Annotated in this window: 25 protein-coding genes and 1 riboswitch; of the genes, 10 read left to right on the top strand and 15 right to left on the bottom strand. The window is 41.0% G+C overall.

Going from position 1 to position 21,988, the window contains the following annotated elements; all coding sequences use genetic code 11:
• Window positions 1-10 precede the first annotated feature (10 nt).
• Window positions 11-895: an ABC transporter permease subunit gene (locus BAA9072_RS01650; RefSeq protein WP_201712940.1), complete on the top strand. Its 885-nt coding sequence runs from the start codon at window positions 11-13 to the stop codon at window positions 893-895.
• On the top strand, window positions 888-1,901 hold the full coding sequence (locus tag BAA9072_RS01655) for a hypothetical protein (RefSeq protein ID WP_201712941.1): 1,014 nt from the start codon (window positions 888-890) through the stop codon (window positions 1,899-1,901). The genes BAA9072_RS01650 and BAA9072_RS01655 overlap by 8 nt, the downstream gene beginning before the upstream one ends.
• A 228-nt stretch (window positions 1,902-2,129) precedes the next feature.
• Here the strand turns inward: BAA9072_RS01655 and BAA9072_RS01660 are convergent, their stop codons facing one another.
• The 3 genes from BAA9072_RS01660 to BAA9072_RS01670 form a co-directional block, all read right to left on the bottom strand.
• Window positions 2,130-2,999, bottom strand: a complete 870-nt coding sequence (locus BAA9072_RS01660) for a proline iminopeptidase-family hydrolase (RefSeq protein ID WP_201712942.1) — start codon at window positions 2,997-2,999, stop codon at window positions 2,130-2,132.
• A 502-nt stretch (window positions 3,000-3,501) separates the two neighbouring features.
• Window positions 3,502-4,917, bottom strand: coding sequence for a hypothetical protein (locus tag BAA9072_RS01665; protein WP_201712943.1), 1,416 nt, complete (start codon window positions 4,915-4,917; stop codon window positions 3,502-3,504).
• A 137-nt stretch (window positions 4,918-5,054) separates the two neighbouring features.
• Window positions 5,055-5,609 (bottom strand): GNAT family N-acetyltransferase, encoded by a 555-nt coding sequence (locus tag BAA9072_RS01670; protein ID WP_330999255.1) that lies wholly within the window; start codon window positions 5,607-5,609, stop codon window positions 5,055-5,057.
• Between the two features lie 337 nt (window positions 5,610-5,946).
• Between BAA9072_RS01670 and BAA9072_RS01675 the strand changes: the two genes are divergently transcribed.
• Window positions 5,947-6,570, top strand: coding sequence for an HNH endonuclease family protein (locus BAA9072_RS01675; RefSeq protein WP_201712944.1), 624 nt, complete (start codon window positions 5,947-5,949; stop codon window positions 6,568-6,570).
• Window positions 6,571-6,677: 107 nt separating this feature from the next.
• Window positions 6,678-6,920: a hypothetical protein gene (locus tag BAA9072_RS01680; RefSeq protein WP_201712945.1), complete on the top strand. Its 243-nt coding sequence runs from the start codon at window positions 6,678-6,680 to the stop codon at window positions 6,918-6,920.
• Window positions 6,921-7,048: 128 nt separating this feature from the next.
• Here the strand turns inward: BAA9072_RS01680 and BAA9072_RS01685 are convergent, their stop codons facing one another.
• Together BAA9072_RS01685 and BAA9072_RS01690 are read right to left on the bottom strand one after the other, a co-directional pair.
• Window positions 7,049-8,035, bottom strand: a complete 987-nt coding sequence (locus BAA9072_RS01685) for an HAAS signaling domain-containing protein (RefSeq protein WP_201712946.1) — start codon at window positions 8,033-8,035, stop codon at window positions 7,049-7,051.
• Window positions 8,032-8,373: a PadR family transcriptional regulator gene (locus BAA9072_RS01690; protein WP_201712947.1), complete on the bottom strand. Its 342-nt coding sequence runs from the start codon at window positions 8,371-8,373 to the stop codon at window positions 8,032-8,034. The genes BAA9072_RS01685 and BAA9072_RS01690 overlap by 4 nt, the downstream gene beginning before the upstream one ends.
• Before the next feature lie 260 nt (window positions 8,374-8,633).
• On the opposite strand from BAA9072_RS01690, the gene BAA9072_RS01695 reads away from it, so the two are divergent.
• Window positions 8,634-8,780, top strand: coding sequence for a hypothetical protein (locus BAA9072_RS01695; RefSeq protein ID WP_201712948.1), 147 nt, complete (start codon window positions 8,634-8,636; stop codon window positions 8,778-8,780).
• Here the strand turns inward: BAA9072_RS01695 and BAA9072_RS01700 are convergent.
• Together BAA9072_RS01700 and BAA9072_RS01705 are read right to left on the bottom strand one after the other, a co-directional pair.
• Window positions 8,777-8,959 (bottom strand): hypothetical protein, encoded by a 183-nt coding sequence (locus BAA9072_RS01700; RefSeq protein WP_201712949.1) that lies wholly within the window; start codon window positions 8,957-8,959, stop codon window positions 8,777-8,779. The two genes, BAA9072_RS01695 and BAA9072_RS01700, sit on opposite strands and share 4 nt — an antisense overlap.
• A gap of 17 nt (window positions 8,960-8,976) precedes the next feature.
• A complete protein-coding gene (locus BAA9072_RS01705; protein ID WP_201712950.1) occupies window positions 8,977-9,387 on the bottom strand; it encodes a DUF4181 domain-containing protein in 411 nt (136 codons plus the stop codon).
• Between the two features lie 217 nt (window positions 9,388-9,604).
• On the opposite strand from BAA9072_RS01705, the gene BAA9072_RS01710 reads away from it, so the two are divergent.
• Window positions 9,605-9,967: a VOC family protein gene (locus BAA9072_RS01710; RefSeq protein ID WP_201712951.1), complete on the top strand. Its 363-nt coding sequence runs from the start codon at window positions 9,605-9,607 to the stop codon at window positions 9,965-9,967.
• Window positions 9,968-10,091: 124 nt separating this feature from the next.
• Here BAA9072_RS01710 and add read toward each other — a convergent pair whose 3' ends face one another.
• Together add and BAA9072_RS01720 are read right to left on the bottom strand one after the other, a co-directional pair.
• Entirely contained in the window at window positions 10,092-11,093 is a 1,002-nt protein-coding gene (add, locus tag BAA9072_RS01715; RefSeq protein WP_201712952.1) for an adenosine deaminase, read from the bottom strand.
• 58 nt (window positions 11,094-11,151) lie between these two features.
• A riboswitch (purine riboswitch) is annotated at window positions 11,152-11,251 on the bottom strand.
• A gap of 120 nt (window positions 11,252-11,371) precedes the next feature.
• The gene (locus tag BAA9072_RS01720) at window positions 11,372-11,725 is read right to left on the bottom strand and encodes a VOC family protein (RefSeq protein WP_201713188.1); all 354 of its coding nucleotides are present in this window, start codon (window positions 11,723-11,725) and stop codon (window positions 11,372-11,374) included.
• A gap of 773 nt (window positions 11,726-12,498) precedes the next feature.
• Here BAA9072_RS01720 and BAA9072_RS01725 point away from each other — a divergent pair.
• A complete protein-coding gene (locus tag BAA9072_RS01725; RefSeq protein ID WP_201712953.1) occupies window positions 12,499-12,936 on the top strand; it encodes a hypothetical protein in 438 nt (145 codons plus the stop codon).
• A 115-nt stretch (window positions 12,937-13,051) separates the two neighbouring features.
• On the opposite strand, the gene BAA9072_RS01730 is transcribed toward BAA9072_RS01725, so the two are convergent.
• Entirely contained in the window at window positions 13,052-13,207 is a 156-nt protein-coding gene (locus tag BAA9072_RS01730; RefSeq protein ID WP_201712954.1) for a helix-turn-helix domain-containing protein, read from the bottom strand.
• A gap of 135 nt (window positions 13,208-13,342) precedes the next feature.
• Here BAA9072_RS01730 and BAA9072_RS01735 point away from each other — a divergent pair, with 135 nt between their 5' ends.
• Complete coding sequence (locus BAA9072_RS01735) at window positions 13,343-13,855, top strand: DUF6143 family protein (RefSeq protein WP_201712955.1); 513 nt, start codon at window positions 13,343-13,345, stop codon at window positions 13,853-13,855.
• Between the two features lie 177 nt (window positions 13,856-14,032).
• On the opposite strand, the gene BAA9072_RS01740 is transcribed toward BAA9072_RS01735, so the two are convergent.
• On the bottom strand, window positions 14,033-14,578 hold the full coding sequence (locus BAA9072_RS01740; RefSeq protein WP_201712956.1) for a helix-turn-helix domain-containing protein: 546 nt from the start codon (window positions 14,576-14,578) through the stop codon (window positions 14,033-14,035).
• A 137-nt stretch (window positions 14,579-14,715) separates the two neighbouring features.
• On the opposite strand from BAA9072_RS01740, the gene BAA9072_RS01745 reads away from it, so the two are divergent.
• Window positions 14,716-15,330, top strand: a complete 615-nt coding sequence (locus BAA9072_RS01745) for a LysE family translocator (RefSeq protein WP_201713189.1) — start codon at window positions 14,716-14,718, stop codon at window positions 15,328-15,330.
• A 73-nt stretch (window positions 15,331-15,403) separates the two neighbouring features.
• Here BAA9072_RS01745 and BAA9072_RS01750 read toward each other — a convergent pair whose 3' ends face one another.
• From BAA9072_RS01750 to BAA9072_RS01760, 3 genes are read right to left on the bottom strand one after another with little or no spacing between them, the layout of a single operon-like run.
• Window positions 15,404-16,015, bottom strand: coding sequence for an FMN-binding negative transcriptional regulator (locus BAA9072_RS01750; protein WP_201712957.1), 612 nt, complete (start codon window positions 16,013-16,015; stop codon window positions 15,404-15,406).
• Between the two features lie 24 nt (window positions 16,016-16,039).
• Complete coding sequence (locus BAA9072_RS01755) at window positions 16,040-16,555, bottom strand: GNAT family N-acetyltransferase (protein ID WP_201712958.1); 516 nt, start codon at window positions 16,553-16,555, stop codon at window positions 16,040-16,042.
• Window positions 16,556-16,579: 24 nt separating this feature from the next.
• A complete protein-coding gene (locus tag BAA9072_RS01760; protein ID WP_201712959.1) occupies window positions 16,580-17,032 on the bottom strand; it encodes a MarR family winged helix-turn-helix transcriptional regulator in 453 nt (150 codons plus the stop codon).
• Between the two features lie 114 nt (window positions 17,033-17,146).
• Between BAA9072_RS01760 and BAA9072_RS01765 the strand changes: the two genes are divergently transcribed.
• The gene (locus BAA9072_RS01765) at window positions 17,147-17,737 is read left to right on the top strand and encodes a YczE/YyaS/YitT family protein (RefSeq protein WP_201713190.1); all 591 of its coding nucleotides are present in this window, start codon (window positions 17,147-17,149) and stop codon (window positions 17,735-17,737) included.
• Window positions 17,738-17,875: 138 nt separating this feature from the next.
• On the opposite strand, the gene BAA9072_RS01770 is transcribed toward BAA9072_RS01765, so the two are convergent.
• Window positions 17,876-21,961: a S8 family serine peptidase gene (locus BAA9072_RS01770; protein WP_201712960.1), complete on the bottom strand. Its 4,086-nt coding sequence runs from the start codon at window positions 21,959-21,961 to the stop codon at window positions 17,876-17,878.
• Between the last annotated feature and the right edge of the window lie 27 nt (window positions 21,962-21,988).

Raw genomic sequence — 21,988 nt, forward strand, 5'->3', positions numbered from 1 at the left:
GGAGACTTCGATGAATAAAGTATTACGTACGCCCTTTCACTTTGTGATTGTTTTAATCGGGTTGTTTTTACTCAGCGGTATCAGCGCTTTATTGGATTACGATACAGAACTCGTCATCAATGTCGGAGCTTACGCGTTAAGGTTATGGCAGACGATTCTTGAACTCGCTTCCCCCTCTTCCATCATTGTCCTGTGGGGAGCAGATGATAAACAATACCACATGTTCGACATTTTTCTCACTACCTATCCGTATTCATTCACCATTTTGTTCATCTCGTTTTTGGCCGCCATCCTGATTTCGGTTGTCGTAAGTTACTTGATGATGCTCATGCCAAGGAAGCTTTACCGGGCTTCAGAAAAAGTGGTCAACATCCTCGACGGAATCCCGGATGTATTCCTCGTCGTGTTATTCCAGCTGTTCATCATCTGGCTGTTCAAAAAAACAGACTTTCTCTTATTCGACATCTATACGACGGGTGAAGAACGAATCTACATGCTTCCAGTCATTTGTCTGTCGTTTCTGCCAGTAGTGTTTCTAGTGAAGCAGTTTTTATTTCAACTCAAGGAAGAAGAAAGCAAGCCTTATGTAGAATTTTCATTTTCAAAAGGATTCAAAAAGGCTTATACCCTCTGGTTTCATGTGTTCCGGAATGTGTGGATTCACTTCTTCCTGCATTTGAAGCCGATTTTCCTGCTCATGCTTTCCAATCTGCTTGTCATTGAGATTTTATTTAACATTAAAGGCTTCATGACGGTCCTGCTCCGAACAGCAACCTCGTCATCGCCTGCCTTTTTCTTTGGGATGCTTCTGATTTTCGTTCCATTTTACATCGTGTTTACAATCGGTTCCTGGTTATTGAAAAAATGGCTGAAAGGGGGAGAATACAATGTCTAATTCAATCGTGAGACGAATGGCTGTCCCTGTGTTGATCATCATGGGTCTTCTTGTGGCGAGTTTCCTTGTTCCAGTCCTGTACCCTGGTTATGATGCAACCACCAACTATTTAACGGATGAAAACAATAAGGTCATTGCCGCTCCGCCTTTTACGCCTGAAGAAATGCCTCTGCTCGGCAGTGACAGATTGGGAAGGAACTTTTTGCTCCTCCTGATCGCCGGTGCTAAGTTCACGATTTTCGCTGCCCTTTTCATAGCAGCCCTCAGGATGATCTTTGGATTTGGGTTCGCCATCCTTTATACGTTTCTGCCCGGTTCATTTACACAGACATTAAAAGGATTGGGAGAGGCTTTTCAATACCTTCCCCTTGCCATTGTCGTATTTGGACTGCTGGCACCATTGGAGGGGGCTTTCCAGGGGGATGCGCTCCCATCCGGCCGCTACTTTTTCATCCAGCTGGCGGGAATCGCAGCCATTACAATCCCTTCTCTCGGAATCTATCTCGGGGAAGAAATGAAGCTCTTTATGAAGCAGGAATTTGTCGATGTCTCTAAAACGATGGGCGCTAGCCGGTTCCACCTTGTGAGAAAACACCTCCTGCCCCAATTCCTGCGCCACTCGATCGTGTTATTTTCCGAGCAGGTATCACAGGCCCTTTCCCTGCTCATTCAACTCGGAATCATCTTAATGGCCCTTGGCGGTATGAAGGTAGCTGAATTTGCCATAGGTCCCTATGAACCTAGCAACCCCGTTTATTTCTCAGAAACGAACGAATGGGCTGCGACCATCAGCATGAACATCCAGCAAGTATTCACCAATCCCTTGCTCGTTGTCGTTCCATTAATTCTTTTCTCCATATTGATTCTAAGCATGAATTCCATCAGCTCCACCTTAAAGAAGTGCTTGATTGACAGCGACATGCCCGTTCAACAAAACGTGAAATCAGAAGATAAATCAAAAGAAATAGGAGTGCGTTCTGAGGAGTTGTTTACTTTTAAGGGGTGAACTCTCTGAGGATAAAAAGCAGTGAAAGATGCTGGACAAACGGTGCTATTTATGATGGCAAGGAATTTGATTTAGAAGTTGCACCTGCTTCTATGCACCATGCACGACCGACCAAGGAGTCAAAATTGAGGGAGTCAGACATTTTATCTGTCTCCCCGTTTACTTACCTTTCCAATACTTCTTTACCCTTCTAAGAGTGATAGGGCGTGAGAGGCAAGTAGCTTCCCGTTAATCCACACTCTTCAAAAACTCACCGATCACTTGTACATATTCGTCATGCTCTTCTATATAAGGCATATGCGCACTTTGTTCAAATACATGGAATGTTCCGTCTGGAGTTAACGAGCTGTAGTACTCGGTTGACTTCGGCGTTGCCTCATCAAATCGTCCGCAAGTATAGAGTGTCGGTACATTGAAATCTTTCAGCTGTCCGGTGCAGTCAAAATGTTTCAGGTTGCCGGTCACATGGAATTCAGACGGCCCCCACATAATATTGTAGACTTCAGGTCCTCTGAACTCTCTTCCCTTTTTAAGGAACTCCGGATAAGGATCAAGCCTGCATACGAAGTGTTTGTTAAAAACCTCCGTTGCTTTTTTATACTCTTCAGAATCGGTTGTTCCTTTTTCTTCGTTCCTTTTTAATGCTTCCTGAACGGCCATAGGCAGAAGCTTACGGTTTTCCTCCTGATCCTCCGCCCATAATGGAGCACTTAAACAGGGGCTGGAGAAAATGATGCTCTTTATCCCTTCCGGCTTCGCAAGGTAGTATGCTGCCGCTAATGTAGTCCCCCAGGAATGTCCGAGAATATGAAACTCCTCCAAATTCAGGCCATCCTTTACCTGTCTCAACTCTTCTACAAAACGGTCAATCGTCCATAATGATTGGTCATCTGGACGATCCGACTTCCCACAGCCTAACTGATCATAAAAGATGACAGGACGATCCTCCGCCAAGATGCCCAGTCCCTGCATGGAATAATGAGATGAACCAGGACCTCCGTGCAAAATGATGACGGGGATGTTTTGGGATTCTTTATTATGTATCCGGTACCAGACCTTCCCGCCGGTTACTTCGATAAAACCTTCGTGTGCAGACATTTTGCTTCCTCCTCCGTTGGGTATTATGCGTGATAGTGAAATCGATTCAGAAGGGCAGATTGCCCTCTTCTAAGTTTTAGAAAAGTCAAACAATGACCGATATTTAATTCTATCATACCTGACTTATCTTTTTTCCAGTGACCTACACACTATTGTCCATATGCATGTGATCATTTTTACATAAAGTAAAATACCACTTTCCCTTAACTCTTATTAGGTGATCGCCCCCCTCATCAGAGATTCGGCAGATTGATAAGTATCACGAGCAATAAGAAGTACTGTTACTATTCTAAAGAAAAAGACCGCAAAACGGATGGATCCCGCTTACGGTCTTGGATACTCTTTATATCATATTTATTAATCGGCATGGTTAACGTTGCCTGGCCAGAAACAGGACTCATGCAAATGTAAAGTAGCGGCAGGCATGGCCTTCTTTATTGCTTGATTCCATAAAGAGCGTAACAACTATCCTCTATACACCAGGTAAAATAAACGCTCTGTACTAAATGGTCCATTGCCCGCTGACTAGTGCAACTGCCTTCCATTCTCCTTCATTGTTTTTATGGAAGACGATATAAAGACTGGACCAGTCCATATTGGCATTTTCTTTCGTTCCTTTTTTATAAAATTCAACTACATGGGAATTCGGGAAATACTCCTTGATGTTCATTTTTACGTTTCCACGCTGTTTCAGGTCGTCTACAATGACCTGATCCACCTCTGAAAACTCCTGATAACGTTGGAAGTATTCCTGGGGAGTAGATTTCATCGGCTTCCCACTGCCGTCCTGGTATCCCCACGTATAGATTTTTTCATTTTCATAGAGATTGTCGATATCTTGTTTTTGAAAAACAACGTCCTCTCCATTGATATTGACGTAAGGAGAAATGAGAAGTCCTTTATCCGGATGTACAAAACTTGCCAAAGTGCTCATATCATCATTCAAAATGGCATCCAACACTTTTTGGGCTTTCTCCTTTATCTGGGCGGAATCTTCCTGTCCATCATCAAATAAAGAAGTAACCTCTTCCGTTTCAGGATTCACCTCGTACCATCCGTAAGTGGCAATGTGAGATTCTCCCCCCTTATCTATCTGTTCATATACATGAATGACAAATTGATTTTGTTCCATATGGTCATACTCTACACTCATGCTTTCACTGATCTCGTCACCAAGATGCTGTTTTACGAGCTGTTCGGCTTGTTTTTTTGTCAGCTTGCCGGATTTTTCACTCGACACATCCGCTACCATCCAGTGGTCTTTCTCATATTCCAGTTCAAATGTGTACTCTCTGTCCCCTCTAAGCTGACTGCTTTTACTCTGGATAACATGGTAAGTGGTATGATCTTGTTCATTTACTTTGTACTCTTGGTCAGGATTAAGCCAAACAGGTGGTTCCGTTGCAACCATCTTCAACTTGCCATTTTCCATTTTGAAAAAATCATCAACATAGCCCTGGGCAAGTTCTTCCGACATAATCGATTGATAATGGGATAAAAGTTCTTCCTTGGTTTGATATTTTTCTACTGTGCCCTCTGAACTGGTATCTACCATAAACGTATTCTTGTAGTCCTGTAGAATTTTTGCGGCTTGTTCCTTCGTTAACGTATGGTCTGTTTCTGAACCATTCTCAGCATGATCTTCCTCTTTTGGATTCTCCTCTTGGGAGTTTTTGTCTCCTTCTGTTGTCTGATTGCCACTGGAAGATTCATCCTTTTGTCCTGCCTGCTCTTCCGTTCTACTTCCTTCATCGTCCGGCTGGTTTTTATCTGAAATTTGGTCGGAAGGATTACCTTTCTCCTCTTGACCCGTCTGGCTTTGTGGTTCCGTTGCTGCATCTTCCGTGGAGCACCCTGTCATAAGAATGGCAGCAAGGAAAGAAAATAAGATGATTTTCCTTGTTGAAATGAAATTCATATAACAAACTCCTTTCTACTGTATTACTATTCCTTTACACGGAAGAAAGGTACTGTAAACAAAAAGAAGCACGGGGACGGTTCTCGTGCTTCCTTTTTTGGTGAAGTGAAAGCAGCAGAACTTCCTCAATGCCTCACTTATATGAAACGGGAATACCTTAATGATCGATAATCCCCCTCCTGATTTTCATAAACAGGTTGCTCGTATTCATACACAAACCCTTTTGCTTCGTAAAATGGAATCCCCTTCTGGTTCCCTTTTTGTACGGACACCCATTGTTTTCTTGCGTGGAATTCTTCTTTCTGTTGCTGAGTGATTGCATCTAACAATCGAGTTCCGATTCCTTCGTTGCGTCGATTAGGATCCATATATAAAACAAAAAGTTCTCCATCGGTCTCTGCGATCATCCCGCCTCCACCAGCGCCAACGACTTCATCGTTTTCAACCGCGACAAAATAACCTCCCCAATGCCTGTCCGATGTGATCACTTCCTTCAGAATGCGTTCTTGGTAATAAAACTTTTCAATCACTTTTTCAATATATTCGTTCGTATAGATATCCTGGTACGTTGCCCAATAACCTTCGGAACAGACTTTTTTGATCCTTTTACGTGAGTAGGGTTTGCCTTCTGGATGAGTATCATGAGAAGTCCTCCACTCTCTTAATCTTTTGCCTAATAATGATGTTACCAAAAATTGGTCGTTTTTGAAGAGCAAATTAAATAATATACGGTCACTTTATCATCTAGGTGCAACGACCCATTATTTTGCTTCCCCTTGGCGACTATATGATTCCAAAGGGATAGGAACAACGATTCAACATATGTAAAACGCTATGATTTACAAAATTTTAACTTGTTAGAAGGTTATTCCATCCCCTATCATGACAAGTAGAAGCGAACTAAAACCAATGCCCTGTCCTCTTAATCAATCTTTTCTCACTGCCTTGCCCCATTGTTTTACTATTAACATCTCATTCTCTCAGGAATGACATGTTGATATAAAAAAATTACATACAGGAGGCATTCCCATGTTGAAGAAATCGATGTTGTTTGTTGTTGCCCTACTTCTCTCGTTCGCTTTATTCCTGCCATCGGCACTAGCATTCCCGCCTGGTACACCGTCCAAGTCCACGGCCCAATCTCAGTTGAACGCCCTGAAAGTGAAATCCGAAGGCTCGATGACCGGCTACTCCCGGGATAAGTTCCCCCACTGGATCGGCCAGGGGAACGGCTGCGACACCCGCCAGCTCGTCTTGCAGCGTGACGCCGATAGCTACAGCGGCAGCTGCCCCGTGACCTCCGGCGATTGGTACAGTTACTATGACGGAGTCACGTTCACCGATCCATCCGACCTGGATATCGACCACGTTGTCCCCCTTGCTGAAGCTTGGCGCTCCGGTGCCAGCAGCTGGACCACACAAAAACGCGAAGACTTCGCCAACGACCTGAGCGGCCCGCAGCTGATCGCCGTCAGCGCCAGTTCCAACCGCTCCAAAGGCGACCAGGATCCATCCACATGGCAGCCACCTCGCTCCGGCGCAGCATGCGGTTACTCAAAGTGGTGGATCAGCACGAAATACAAATGGGGATTAAGCCTGCAATCTTCAGAAAAAACCGCCCTTCAAGGCATGCTGAACAGCTGCATTTACTGATTCTTGGAAGCACGGGTGGGAAGCACGGGGACGGTTCCCGTGCTTCCTTTTTGGTCATTGCGAAGCAGAAGAACCGTCCCTATGCTTACAAGAAAGGAGGAATACATATGGAAAAGAAATCAACTGTTTTTACTGCCACTCACGGAGTCATGACTTCTGAGGTAGGTGTGATCAGCGGTGAGCTTGAGCTGGTGACGACTTGTAATGATGAAGGAATGCTTACGCTTAACATCACGTATGTAGGGGCTGATGAGTGGTATACGCTCCCCGGTGAGGAGTATCGTTTGCATGATGTGCGTGATCATGAGGTTGTACATGGGTTGCTTGCTGCAGTGTTGGAGCGTCCTTGAACAAAGGGACATAGCAAAGTCATTCAACAAACGGTAAAAGTTCCCTTACTGAGGATTTCGTCAACAATGTTAATCTACATTAAAAACCAAGTGAAAAAGGTTCTGATCTCTTGATCAGAACCTTTTTTCTATTTATAGGCTTTTTTAAACCCATCATAGCTGTTGATCACCGCGGTGACCAATAACCCAACCGATATGGTCAGGTAGAGCCACTGAAAATTGAAAGAGGCGTCGAATAGTTCCTGTACCCTATCTATGAAACCTGTATTCAGCACCTCCACGTTCCTGAAAACAAACATAAAAGCTAGAACAGGAATGAACTGATAAACTGCATTCACGATCGCAAGCTTCCTGGTCCAGACCCCCGCTTTCCATTTTCTAAGCAGCAGGAGAAGTTCCAAGCCGATCAGGAACACGACCAACGGCCAATACCCGATGAGCACATCCCCATCAAAGAATGGAGTGAATGTTCTTTCACTGTCACTCTTTTCATACAATCCGACGATACTTGACGCTTTAAAGTAACAGGTTGACCAGATGACCGTCCAAATTAGACCTCCGAAAATCTCCAGTTTGGAAATTCGTTTTTCTTTCGGAATATACGGGATATCTTTCAAGTCTTCAGGCGTCCACTCTTTCCCTTTCATGGTGATCGGAAGCTGACTGTCCGTTGAAACGGTCCGCTCGATGATCGCGAAGGTAAGAGTCAACCAAAAGAAGACCTGCATTGCTGTTCCGATGACCTCGACCACGCCATTTCCTGCGATGGACAGGAATATCTCAATCGGACTTGATTCCCCTGAGTAGCTCAATACAGATGATACAGCCAACACGATGAACGTGACAGCTGCAGAAATCGGAAGAATGATCTTCAAGAGCGTCATATACAGATCATAATATCTTGGTCCGATCAGGTGCATCGGCCGGTCTTGATAATTCGAGGCCAAAACTGCCGGGTTCCCCAGTGAAGTCAGTACCTCTCTCTCATCTTCCTCTGTATAATCATCCGGCAGCATGTCTTCAATCGTGGATGTCAATTCCAGGGCAATATCCTCCCGGTTCTTCTCCGGCAGCCTTCTCATCACTTCTTGAATATAAAGTTCAACAAGCTTCATCCTTCCTCATCCCCCTTTAATAAAATAGCCAATTCTCCAGACATCTTTTCCCATTCGGTCTGTAACTGTCCAAGAATATCAGTGCCGTATTCACTCAACACATAATATCTCCTCGGCCTGCTTTCCGACCGGTCCCAGCTGCTTGTGACCAGCTCTTGCTTCTCTAAACGGCGCAGCAGTGGATAGAGAGTACTCTGCTCCATCGAAATTCCGCTTTTCTCCAGTAGTTGGACAAGGGAATATCCATACTGCGGTGTCCGTAATTGACTTAATACCGCCAGGGTCAATGTCCCCCTCCGCAGTTCCGTCGTCAAGGATGTCAGCAGTGACTTATCCATATGTTCACCTCTTTGATTGAATTATACTATGTGTCGTACACTATATAGTTTATACTATGTATCATACACTATGGAGGTGCGTAAAAGAAAGGTTTTTTTGAAAAAGGGGGAAACGAAGCATGGGGACGGTTCTCGTGCTTCCTTTTTTGGTCAAGATGAAGCAACAGAACCGTCCCCATGCTCCCCTTGGATAAACGTCTTTCAGCGTTAACCGCATTAGAAAAGGTTAGTTGAGCATATTATCCATAGGAGGTGATAGGATGACTGGCAAAAAGAAAACATCCAAAGACATAGAAAAATACAGAACATTAGACAATGGAAATAAAACGGATCGAAACAATGATAATGCAAGAGCAGCAGCAGCGCTTGACCCGGCAGCCCCAAGAATTCATACAGATAACCTTTAGGGAAGGAAGCACGGGGACGGTTCTCGTGCTCCCTTTTCAGTTAAAAGAAGCAGCAGAACCGTCCCCGCGCTTCCCCGTCTGCCCACACCGAGCCAGCTGCTGATCCCATGGTGGAATATGTACTTCAACAACAGGTATATCAAAATGACGAGAATGATTTTTAATAAGAAGTGCCCCATCCTCCTCTCCCTTTCTTTCAATAATAAGAACCCAGCAATCCTAATTGAACAACAGCCACTATGGCTATCAGCACCAGGCACATTTCAGCTAACGTTAAGATCGCCTGCTTCGGTACTTCACTATACGTATACTCAAAGAATGCCTTTACACCATAGTCTAAAACCGCGAAGAAGATGATTCCATATGTGAATAGGTACGTAAAGTCCTCGTAGTAGAACAAGAGAATCCAAACAAAAACAAATAATATGATAGCGGAACTATGCCTCACCCATCGGTCCACTTTACGATGTAACTCATTAATATGATGATAAGAAAAGAACTCCTTCTTTACCTTTTCTATCTTAAACATCTTTCGGAGATTGAACTTCACGATAGAAATCAGAGCCAACACCATGATCACAATGAAGATAAATTTCAACCAAAACATTCGACACCCTCCTGCTCTGTCAGCTGCTATTCTATTTGACGGGTGTCAAGTAATGAAGGTTTCAATGGTCGTCAAACATTCTCATAAATAAGAAAATCTTATTACAGATCATAATACAATCATATTTTACTTATTAACATCAGGGGGATAGGATAGAGTTAAGATTGGTATTTATTTCAAATGAAATCGTGTCCATACAAAGTAGGGGGGATATTAGATGATACTCGGTTTACATCACGTGCAGTTGACCATTCCTGAAGGCACTGAAAATGAAGGGAAAGATTTTTATTGCGGCCTTCTGGGCTTGCCTGAGGTAGAAAAACCTGATTCACTAAAAAGTCGCGGAGGCTTCTGGGTAAAGGTTGGAGATAGAGAGGTTCACGTCGGCACGGAAAATGGCGTTGACCGTTCCAAAACGAAAGCGCATTTAGCTTACCAGGTCGATGATATTTCTCATTGGAGAAACGTGTTGGAGAAGAAAAACATACAAATCCTTGAAGGAATACCGATACCAGGATATGAGCGTTTTGAATTCAGAGACCCTTTCGGAAATCGGGTTGAAATGATTCAAAAAGTGTAAGGAGCACGGGGACGGTTCTCGTGCTTCCGTTTAGGTAAAAACGAAGCAGCAGAACCGTCCCCATGCTTCCCTTTTTTTCTCTCAGACAGTCAGGAACAAAGAGTCTGTCTCGCCCCAACCAACTCTATCGATCTAACAAATACTTCTTCAACCCTTCCTTCACCTCATCACTCGCAAAAGCAGCTTCCACGCTGTTCATATAAATCTCCCGATAGTCCTCGTCACTCATTGCAAATTCATTCCAGACCAAATCACATTCCTTCGTCATCGTGGTATTTGAAACCGTTCTGTTGTCGGTATTAATGGTGATTTTAATCCCGTCTTTGTGAAAATCGTATAGGGGGTGATCGCTGAATTTTTTCACTGCTTTTGTCTGAACATTACTCGTTGGACAGACCTCAAGTACGATTTGTTGATCCTTAACAACGTGATAAGCCTCCGGACAGTCTGTAATATATACACCGTGTCCGATTCTTTCTGCCCCCAGCCATTCGACAGCCTCGAGCACATTTCTTCCAATCCCCGTTTCACCTGCGTGGATGGTGACTTTGTAGCCATATTCTCTCGCCAGTGCGATTGGTTCAACGAATTTCCCGCAGAATCCTTCCTCTTCTGAAGCACATAAATCAATCGCGACGACTCCTTTTCCAAGGAAGCTCTTCCCCTTTTTGACAACTTCAAAAGCACTTTCAGCAGACATCGTCCTCATACAACACAAAATGATATTCCCTTTAATATCAAATTGTCTTTCTGCCTCTTTCATTCCCCCGATTACACTTCCAATGATTTCTTCTACCGATAATCCCTTTCGTGTATGAAGCAATGGAGCAAACCGCACCTCCATATATTTCACATGTTCCTTTGCTGCATCTTCATAAAGCTCAAAGGTGATTCTCTTTAAATTTTCCTTTGACTGCATAACGGCATTAGGAATCGAGAATTTCTCCAAATATTCATCCAGTGATTCGCAGTCTAATGGGGCAATAAGCTCCTCTTTCATCGCTTCCTTATCAAAAGATGGGATATCTATGCCATCTCTCTTGGCAATATCAATGATCGTCTCAGGTCTGACACTCCCATCCAAATGGCAGTGAAGTTCAATCTTAGGCATTGTATAATCTTTCATTTTTGTACCTCCTCAATTTATCAAAAAAAAAATCCTGATTACGAAGAAAATACACATAAAATGCTTGTATCTTCTTCGTAATCAGGATTTATTGGTTCCTGGTAGAGACCTCCAAACCATATTATTGGAGTTATACGAATGTGAGAATATTAGTAGGTTTTTTACTACGATAATAAAATTTTCATTGAATGTCAAGGGGAAGCGCGGGGACGGTTCTTGTGCTTCCTTTTACACCAAAAAGAAGCAACAGAACCGTCCCCATGCTTCCCCCGAAACAGCTAACATTGACAAATCATTAAATGATTGCCGTCTAAATCTTTAAAATTAAACCAATGATTATGTTCAATTTCTGTTGTAATTTCTACATTTTTTCTTTTCATGTATTGAAAAGCTTGTTCTATATTATGGGTGTTTAAATGAAAAGGCGGAGTCTTATAGATATTTTCCTCTGAATATTTTTTGCTGTCTAATACGATACCTGTTCCGTTCATAGGTAATATATAGAGATGACCAAATAAAATCTCACCGTCTGATGGTATTTCTAATATGTCACAATACCAGTCGCGTGCTCTTTCAATGTCCTTAACAGGAATAAATGTAGTCCCGATTTGATTTAATATTGTTTTTGACATCATAATCCCTCCCAATTTTTAAATATTTAAAAAAGTAATATGAAACTTCCCCTTTAGAATGAATATCCTACTACCAATTATTCCAAAAATAACAAATCCTTACAACCACTTTTAACTACTTAAGGTTAGCTATAAATTCAATCACAATCTATAAGACTCTGATATGTACTAATTTTGTTTTAGAGACCACACCGCCACTTTCCAATATTTGTTTCGTGGGAGTATTATAATACCAACAACCACAAATCGAAAAATTGATTATTGGAATAACACCATTCCTTTAAATGATGTATGATCGTTCTTCCTATCCTTTTTTTCTGAATGTTCATTTGTAAACATGCCGATATTTCAGGTCCATGCTCCAAAAATGAATGTGCTCCTCTAAAAAGAATCAATAAGAAAAATTAAAGTATTAACATATCCTTTAATCATTCCCATACGATTACTTCCATTTTTAGACACCTTATTTTCTTGTTTCTCCTGGAATATATCTTATTACTCCATAAAATAAATAATCTTCTAGAAACATTAATAAGTAATTCTATTTAAGGATCGTCTTTTACATAGCTTTCTTCAGAAGTGTGCCCCTGCCGAAACATTGAAAAACTGGTTTTCAAAAAACCTTCCGCCGAACGTTACTGGCCGTGATCAAGAAATAATCCACACAAAAATCCCACTTCTACTAGTTTATTACTATGATTTGTGCGGTAGTACAAGCAATCTTTCATATTATTCATAAAATAAAATAATAAAACAGAAAGGAGGAAAAAACCTTGGGTATTTATTTAGATGGACGGACATCACAAAATGCTAGCTTAGCCAATAGCATCACCACCCCCATCCTTGTCGGGAGTGAAGAATTATTTGGAATTCTTGGACTCGATGTAACCAAAGCTACAGTGGGGCAGATCCGCGTACAGTTTAATGGGACTGTTGCAGTGCAATTACCTCTTGTGCCTCTTGCAACCAGTATTAATATTCGAATTGTTCGTGGAACAGCGGAAACAGGATTTACTACGGTTTATACAGCGCAAGAAGCATTAGATTTATCCATTCTTGGTCCTCAACTCATTACCTTTTCTGGGGCAGACTTCAACCCACCAAAACCTGTAAGTGGACCACTCGTATACTCTGCATTGATTAGCGCTACGGTCCTTGGAACTGTTAGAAGGGGCCCTGAAAGTTTCAGTGCCATTGCTACAGCTGGTTAATCATGATTTCAATGAAAAGATGATGAAAAATAGCCCCCTGCCTTTGTGTAGAGGGCTATTTTTTTGAGATAGAGATAGTTTAAGAGAACCCCGGCCATGGAATAAATGTAGTCTATCAATCGTGAGTTTCTTCGTTCCTTCTGTATTTCAACTTGTCACCGGGTTGACATTCAAGCGCTGTACAAATCCTTTCTGAAGTAGAGAGTCTAATAGCCTTTGCCTCTATTATTGCTATAAGATATTTTCCCAAAAACAAAAAGGATTTCCCCATTACAAGAAATACTTTTTAACCTAAAGATTCAGTTAACTCTATAGCTTACCCTATAAAAACTGGGGATATAGGCATATCGACTACTCAAAAGTATATATATGATAAAAAGTAAACTTATAGGGAGGCGAACTTAACTTGGAAAAAAAGCCAAGCATAGATATTATTAACCCTGTCTTTCAAAGTACAAAAGGAAGGTTGTTTGCTGGAACTTCCGGGGTATTAGAAACGAGTGCTAGTAAGAACGCATGGGCTCAGCTTGTAAATCCTTTGCATTCCAAAGTGAATTTATTTGTATCTTTTTTTGCTTTAACAAACTTTTCAACTAAACTAGTGAGAGCAGATTTTGTTGTTAATGCTGAACCGCCTGGAACCCCCATTCTATCATCAGAGGTGAATGTTCTGAAATTGGGTTCCAATCATAAACCAGTAGGACGAATTCTCTTTAATCCTAATGTTTCAGGTTCATTTTCTGGGGGGAAGATTATCGGTACCAGGGCGCTAAGTCCACAAACTACCGGGCTGGGTTTCAGAGTTGACGGTCGATTAATAATAGAGCCAGGAACGAATGCAATGTTCTTTTTATACAGTCACTCCCCTGCTGAATCTCAAATAGAATTCGAGTGGTTTGAGAATAAAGTGATTTTTTAATTATTCCTAAAAAGGATCCTTCTCTTTCTTCTTTCATTTGTTATTTCTTCACACCTTTGAGTCCCCTCTCCTCTATCCCGAAGGAAATACATAAACCGATGAGAAGCACGGGGACGGTTCTCGTGCTTCCTTTAAAGTCAAAACGAAGCAGCAGAACCGTCCCCATGCTTCCCCTGCCTAAAACGAGGGAGGAGTAACTGAGAAAAGAATCGTTGCTTCTGTACTATAATCATTGATCCACCGATGCTTCATATGTGAAGGGATTTTCACACTATCCTCCATTTCAAGGACATATTCTTCTCCGTCTAAATGAATTCTTATTTTCCCTGCTAAGACAAATGCAACTTCTTCCCCTTTGTGTTCTAAGGGCTTTTCCGATGATGCACTATCTGGAGGGAAGGTCATAATAGCTGTGGCAAGCTTTCCAGAAATATCAGGTGACACTAATTCATATGACAAATGATCAATCACCATTCTCCTTCTATTCTTTGAGCGAACGACTAATTCTTCTGTATTCACCTCTTCCAGCAGAAAACTGAATGTAGGGACATTTAGGACTTTAGCTAAGACCTTAAGAGTTTGAATAGAGGGATTGGCGATCCCCCGTTCAATCTGACTTAACATAGAAGGGGTGATGTCAGCTGTGTTCGCTAATTCTCGAATACTTAAATCATTTGATTTCCTATACTGTTCAACTTTTTTGCCTATATTGATCTTTTCCATTATACACTCCGTTAAATTAAATTTAATTTCTTAAAATATTACTTAACTTATTTCTTTTAGCTGTGTTAAAATAAATTTACTTTAGTTAAGTGATATTTTATCATAAGCCAATTCGAATCGTAAGGAGGAGCAAAATGATGAATGACTTTTTTACTTTTATCGTACTTTCTTTGTTCGTCGTGATGAGCCCTGGAATTGATACCGCCTTAATAACAAGGAGGACGATATCAGCTGGAAAAAGGGATGGTTTTCAAATGGCCGTTGGGATCACAGCTGGTGCCCTCGTTCATACATTTGCAGCTGCCTTTGGACTTTCAGCCGTTTTGATGAAATCTGCTTTTGCCTTTGAAATAGTAAAATACATTGGATCTGCCTATTTAATTTATCTAGGCGTCTCATCATTTATATCAAAAGGGAAAAATAAAGAACAGGGATTAAAAGAGATACAAGCGAAGGGATCAGCCTTTAAGCAGGGGTTCTTTTCAAATGTGTTGAACCCTAAGGTGGCAATCTTTTTTCTAACATTTTTACCTCAATTCGTAAACACACCATCTCACGCAGCAAAACAACTTATTCTAATGGGAATAATCTATACGTTATTGTCCATTCTCTGGTTTATTGTATATGTCCTTTTCATTCATTATCTGCGAAAATGGCTCATGACTCCAAAGGTTCAAAGTATGATGGAGAAAGCTACGGGAATTGTATTAATTGGCTTTGGTCTGAAATTGGCTTTAGAAAGACAACATTGAAGCAAGGGGACGGTTCTTCTGCTTCCCTTTTCGGTAAGAAGCAGGAGAACCGTCCCCTTGCTTCCTGGAAGACTCACTTCGTTTTTCTTTCTTTCATCACTTCAGCTATTTGTCGGGAGTTTACATCTTTCTCTTCATATAGCTTGGCAATGATGTTGTCATAGTCCTCTTCACTTCGATTTTGACTTAATTTGTATGCTGCTTGAACTTCTTCCACCTTCACTTTAAAGCCCACAATGCCTTTGATTTGTTTTTTGGCTTTTGAAGATAGTTTCTCCCATAATGCTGCATTTTCACGGTGTTGTTCATATTTTTGCAATAGGGATTTCAGGTCTTCCTTCAATTCTTGTTCACTCATGAGACTGGCCGTTCCATATACATGGACAGCTTGATAATTCCACGTGGGCACATTTTCAGACTTGTACCACGAGGATGAAATGTAAGCATGGGGGCCTTGATACATAACAAGAACAGGATCATCCCCGAACGTTTTCCACTGAGGATTCCCATAAGCCAAATGGCCGGTGAGATAGTAGTCATCCCCTTGTTTATGCAATTCCAAAGGTACGTGAGTGGCTATAGGTTTTCCTTGCTCTGTCGTTACGATCGTTCCAAAAGAGTTCCTCTGAATAAAATCTCTGATTTCATCGAATTCTGTGACTTTAAAATGATTTGGGATATACATCCTCATCCACCTCTTCCCTTATTATTAGAGTCTTTTAACCATTATTAAATCCGTTTGTTCTTCATCTCCCATAAAAAAAGAGTGCTCTCCCGTTTGAACAAACCCCAATTTTTTGTAGAAAGAAATGGCATTTTCATTTTTTTCCCATACACCCAGCCAGATCTTCTTTTTATTCTGTTCCAAAGCAATATCCATAGCTTTATTAAACAGATATTGACCGAGTCCATGCTTTTGACATTTTTTTTTAATATAAATACGCTCGATCTCAAGAGAGTCATGATCCATTTCTTCAGATTGAGCATCCCCAGTATTCACCTTTACATATCCAGCCACCTCATCATAAAAAGAAACAAAAAAGAAATGCGATGAAGGATTGGCTAACTCATTTTCTACTTGCTCTATGTTAAATGCCTCCTCCAAATAGGCTTTCATATTTTCTGGGGAATTCTGATCCTCAAATGTCTCCTTAAATGTTTCATAACTAATTTCTTGAAGGATTTGTGAATCTTCCTGAGCACATCTTATCAAATTTATTTTCATTTAACCTTTTGCTCCTCTCTATACTCAATAGCTTCTCTTGTTTCCTTTTTTAACAAAATCCCAGTCTTTTTCTATATTTTTTCTTACTCTTAGAAGAAGATGGAAGATGGTATCAATTTCTTCTTCGGATAAACCCTCTAAGGCAACAGCATTGGAATGTTCATTTTCTTTTTTAATAAAAGGAAAAATCTTTTTCCCTTTCTCAGTTGGAAAGAGTTTTTTTATTTTTTTGTTCTGTTCGTCTTCTTTCTTCTCAATAAAGCCATTCATTTCAAGTTTTTTAATAGAACGTGCTGCTGTAGTTCGATCTACTTTTATCAGCTCAGCTACCTTCTCTTGAATGATTCCCGGGCTTTCACAGATTCGCACGAGATATAAATACTGCCCTCTCGTAAGGTCATATTCTTTGAATTCTATATTACTGATTGAATCTAATGCCCTTGCGATCATTCCAATTTCACGGAGTATTTCTTTCATATTCAACCCCCTCAACATACATTTTTGTTGCAAATACAACATGTAATCCTCTACACTTAATTTATCTTATTTTTGTTGTATTTGCAACAAAAACCAATGAAGGGATAGATGAATGTGACGTTTTTCTTTTATGTAGTAGGAATTTTGCTATTAACCCTTGGCATTTCTTTCACGATACAATCGGACCTTGGCACTTCCCCTTTTGACGCACTTTTGGTAGGACTCGCTAACCACGTGGGGTTTACGGTGGGAACCTGGGAAATCATCATTGCTTTGATCGTAATAGGGTGTAACTCGTTTCTAAAAAAGCAAAAACCAGAAATTTTGGGGTTGTTAACAGCATGTATAACGGGGATTAGTATCGATATGTGGCTCATTCTATTAGAAAATTTGTTCATACCTGAACTATGGTACAGCAAGGTTATTTACTTTGGAATCGGCTTAATAGCGATAGAATTAGGTACTGCCCTATACCTACACACAAATATCGCACCGATCCCGGTTGACCGATTAACGCTAATCATACAGGAATTAACGAGAACCAATCTATTTTATTCGAGAACGTTCATTTACCTCATCTTCTTACTAATGGCCTTGATTATTAAAGGACCCATTGGCGTTGGAACTTTATTAATCGTTTGCTTAAGTGGTCTAATACTGAACTACTTTATGTCATTTACTAGGAAGGTATTGGACCATGTATGAATGAGCCTTCTACTATTAGTACATTAATAATGAAAAAAATGACACAAAAGCTATTGGTTAGTAAGATACCAATCTCTTTTGTGTCATTACTAAACTGTCGCCCGTCACGAAGCAAGAGAACCGTCCCCTTGCTTTCTCTTAATTCAGACCTTCCATGATGCTTTCTAATGTTTTCCCATTCTCGGTTGATTTCGGTTGGTTTTCATGTGGGATTGTTGGATTTTCTTTTAGGAAGTTTTGTTTGATATAGTTCATGTCGACCAAATCAATTGTACCGTCAAAGTTGATATCTCCTTTGCGGTCGTTCGTACCCCAATGTTCTTCCAGGTAGGTCGCATCAAGAATATCGATTACATGGTCTTTGTTCACATCTCCCGCAATGGCTGCCTTTTTATCTATAAATTTCTTTTCACCTACATGACCATCTAATCCGACATAGAAGGACTTTTGTACGGTGAAATGACCGGGTATATCAAATAGTAATGTTAATGGTTCTCTAGTCGAAGGCAGTAATTTCACTTCAAAAGTAGGCTCTTCCATTACGTTCCCCGGATATTGATTTCCGTCCTCATCCATCACCTTGACTGTCGCACCCATTGTGGAATAATCAAATAGCTGTACAGGACCGGATGCGGATAATTCATACACTGCTTCTCCATTCATGGTCCCTAAAATGTAAGAATTCGCAGCATGTATGTTGAATGATGGATCAATTCGTCCACTTGTTGTTTTCACATCAGATAAGTTTGTGAAATCGGCTTTTGTTAGTGACACTTTTGCATAGTCATTCATATAGTGATCCGTTTTCACTTCTGCTTTTAATTGAAGGAGAGAGAGTACATCTTCGGCATTCCATGTTGTATCCTTAGCTTGTAATGTCACCTTAATCGTACCATTTTCATTCGTCACTTCTGCATCGAAGTGATCCTTCATTGTTTCTACTAAAGCAATTTCTGTAAAGGAAAGAACTTTCGGGTCGTATTTGAATTCCAGTTCTGCTTTTTTAAATACGCCTTGATTCGCAGCATTTACATCGAATGTGACCGTTTCACCTTGCGTCACTTCTTTCTGGCGTGGGGTAGTTGTCACATATGGTGAACCTTCTTTAACAAAATAGTACTGCAAGGAAGCAGATTTATTCCCCACATGATCTGTTGAGTAAAATTCAACAGGCAGTACGTTTAAGTGGCTGGGGATCGTGCTTCTGACGAAATGAAAATTCCCTTCCGCGTCAACTGGTATTCGGGATGGGTAATTAGTGTTGTAACGATAATAGACCGTATTATTTGCTTGAGTGACGTCGGAACCAGCAGCTTTCAAATCAAGTATTGCTTGATCCATTACATTCCCTTTGATATCAATCACCGGATTTGAATCATCAGAATTTACTTCAATGACGCCTCCAGCCAGATTGGTAGTCAATTCAGGATTTGAATTATCAACGGAAATCGGCTTTTCAATCATGATTTGTTTTCCATTTTCTCTCGTAAAGACAAACTTCACCTTATACGTACCCGGCTTTACTTGGACGGGTTCCATGGCTTCAACTTGTTCGGATGTGACTCCAAGAGGATAATAATCCCCCTTGAAGAAAGGGTTTAGTTTAATCTCTTTCCCTTCAGGCATTTCAGTTCCTGCGTAATAGCCAATATATCCGATATCTTTAGAGTTTGCATCCGCTAAGAAAATATCAAGTGAGCGCATATAAGAATTTAATTTCAGACTAGCTGATGCTAAACTGCTGTAATTTAAATTCCCGTTATTGATGGTTGTAATTCCCGAGCTCGTTTCCAGATATTCAACCCCATCTTTCACCTTTCGAATACTGAAAGGTATACGATATTCCTCTGTCGAATCTTCCTTGTTCACGTAACGGATATACCCTTCATAGTAACCGTCTTCAGCTGTCTTAGGCACGTTCAAGAAAACATTGGTTTTCTTTTTCTTCCCGGCCTTTACTTTCATATCGTGATCAAAGGTCAGCTGTATTCCATTTTTGGAAGCGTCAAGGGAATGCTTTGTAAACTTTACACTTCCAATAAACGTTTTCGTTTCTTTACTGGAATTATTCATCATGATTGTTCGTTGATCTCTAAGTGAATCATCTTCATGCTGCAAACTAAAGCTCATACTCCCTGTCAGCTCATCGATCAGAATTTCCTCACCATTTAGGAAGTTTTTCGTCTCATCCATCACCTGAAAATTCATATCTGAATGAATCGCTTCATACGCATCGATACGGCCGGCTCCCACATCAAAAACACTGTACTCTTCTGCCATTTCATCTGCCGTATTCATCAAAGATGTTTTAATATCAGATGGTGTGGCTTTTGGATTTTTTTCAAGCATTAACGCTGCCACGCCCGCTACTTGCGGAGATGCCATAGAGGTCCCTGATAATCGGGCATAACCGTATTCGTACTGTCCTTCATATTTCTCACCGCGTAAATAAGGAGGAACCGTCGACATAATATCAAGTCCCGGTGCTGTCACTTCTGGCTTAATATCATACGTAAATAGCGCAGGTCCACGGGAGCTGAAATAGGAAATGGTGTCCTCCGGGTATATCACATTTTTTTCAGGTTCTTTAAATGTATAGTGTGCCGTTTCGTTCTGTAACAATTCTTTAAACGCTTTTCCTTGCTCGCCATTAAGAATATAAGCATACGTATTATCTGTGGAGACAGCTATTTTATCTCCGATGAATCCGTTATAAGTACCGTATATAAATACAGCTGCCGCTCCATGCTGTTTGGCTAACCTTACTTTTTCATACGTCCGATTCGTCCCGGTTGAAACCAGGGCAATTTTCCCCGATACGTCTACACGATTGAAATCAGTTTCCAGTCCTTTACCTGCATCGACTATATCAAATGTTTTTCCTTCTAATGTCCTGGCGTCCTCACCATAGCCATGTGTAGAATAACGAATTTCCGAATCTACTTCTGTACGGCTGCTTTTAAATGTTCCTGTATAATTGAACTCTGCAACTTCTGGATTACTCGAACCAACGGTAATCCCAAGTGCTGAAGCGGCAGGAGTTCCAAGAGTATACTGTCCTCCCCCTTCATTACCTGCGGCCAGAATACACGTAATACCTGATAATACTGCATTATTGATCCCAATCGCTAAAGGGGAGTATGGATCGTTAGAATTAGCCCCAAGCGACAAGTTCATAACATCCATTTCGTCCTTCACTGATCTCTCAATACCAGCTAAAATATCTCCCGTTGAACCAGTCCCATGTGGACCAAGAACTCTATATACATAAAGGTCCGCATCTGGTGCCACCCCTTTAGTTGCATAGGCTGATTCTGCTTTCCCCTGTCCTGCAAGGATACCGGAAACGTGGGTACCATGAAAGGTAATATAATTCGAAGCATTCCCGCCTGGCTTCCCGGCTTTGATCCAATCTTCATAAGTCGTTTCCATTGGATCATTATCATCATCTACAAGGTCATATCCACCTGCGTAAGCATCTTTCAAATCTGGATGGTTATAATCAATTCCAGTATCAATCACACCCACTTTGATGTTTTTCCCAGTTAAACCTTCTTCATGGAGTTTGTCTACCCCCATTATTTCTTGAGGGGTTTTCCCACTATAAGGGGACGTATTCGTATTTTCTTGAGTTGGTTCGATTAACTGTACTTGTTTATTTTCGTAAACGCTTTTAACTTCTTCAGATTGAAGTAAGGTTTCTACCTGATCCGCAGGTAGGGTTATGGCAACACCATTGAATGCTTCCGTAAATGTATCACTTACTTTATGCTTTACCTTTAGGTGAGATAAGTCCTTATTAAATTGTTCATGGGATGCTTCTATCTTTTTGTTCGCATCTTCTTGTGTTAAGGATCTTCCCTTAAGCTTTTCCAGCATGATGGCAGTGTTTGCTGTATGCTGCTTAAACTCGACAATAACGGATATTTCTTTTGAACTATCCAGCTTCGTCTCAGGTGAGATATTTATTTCGGGTTTACTCGTTGTATTCAAATCCTGGAGTGCTTTTCTTTGCTCGGGCGTTAACTCTTTCAGAAACTGGTTGATCCTTGCTGTTGTTTCCCCGTGAACAAGATTGGCTGCCTCTGACATTTGTTGAGTTTGTTCTCGATTTATACCGGTGTGTGCCTCCGCTTCAGAGTTTGTTATACCGTCAATAGGATTTAATAACATGGCACTAACCGCTAACACAGACACCTTTACGATTTTCTTTCTCCGTTTCATTGTTTTCCCCCATCAGTCCATTATTTT

This window comes from Rossellomorea arthrocnemi, assembly GCF_904424705.1.
GTDB lineage: Bacteria > Bacillota > Bacilli > Bacillales > Bacillaceae_B > Rossellomorea > Rossellomorea arthrocnemi.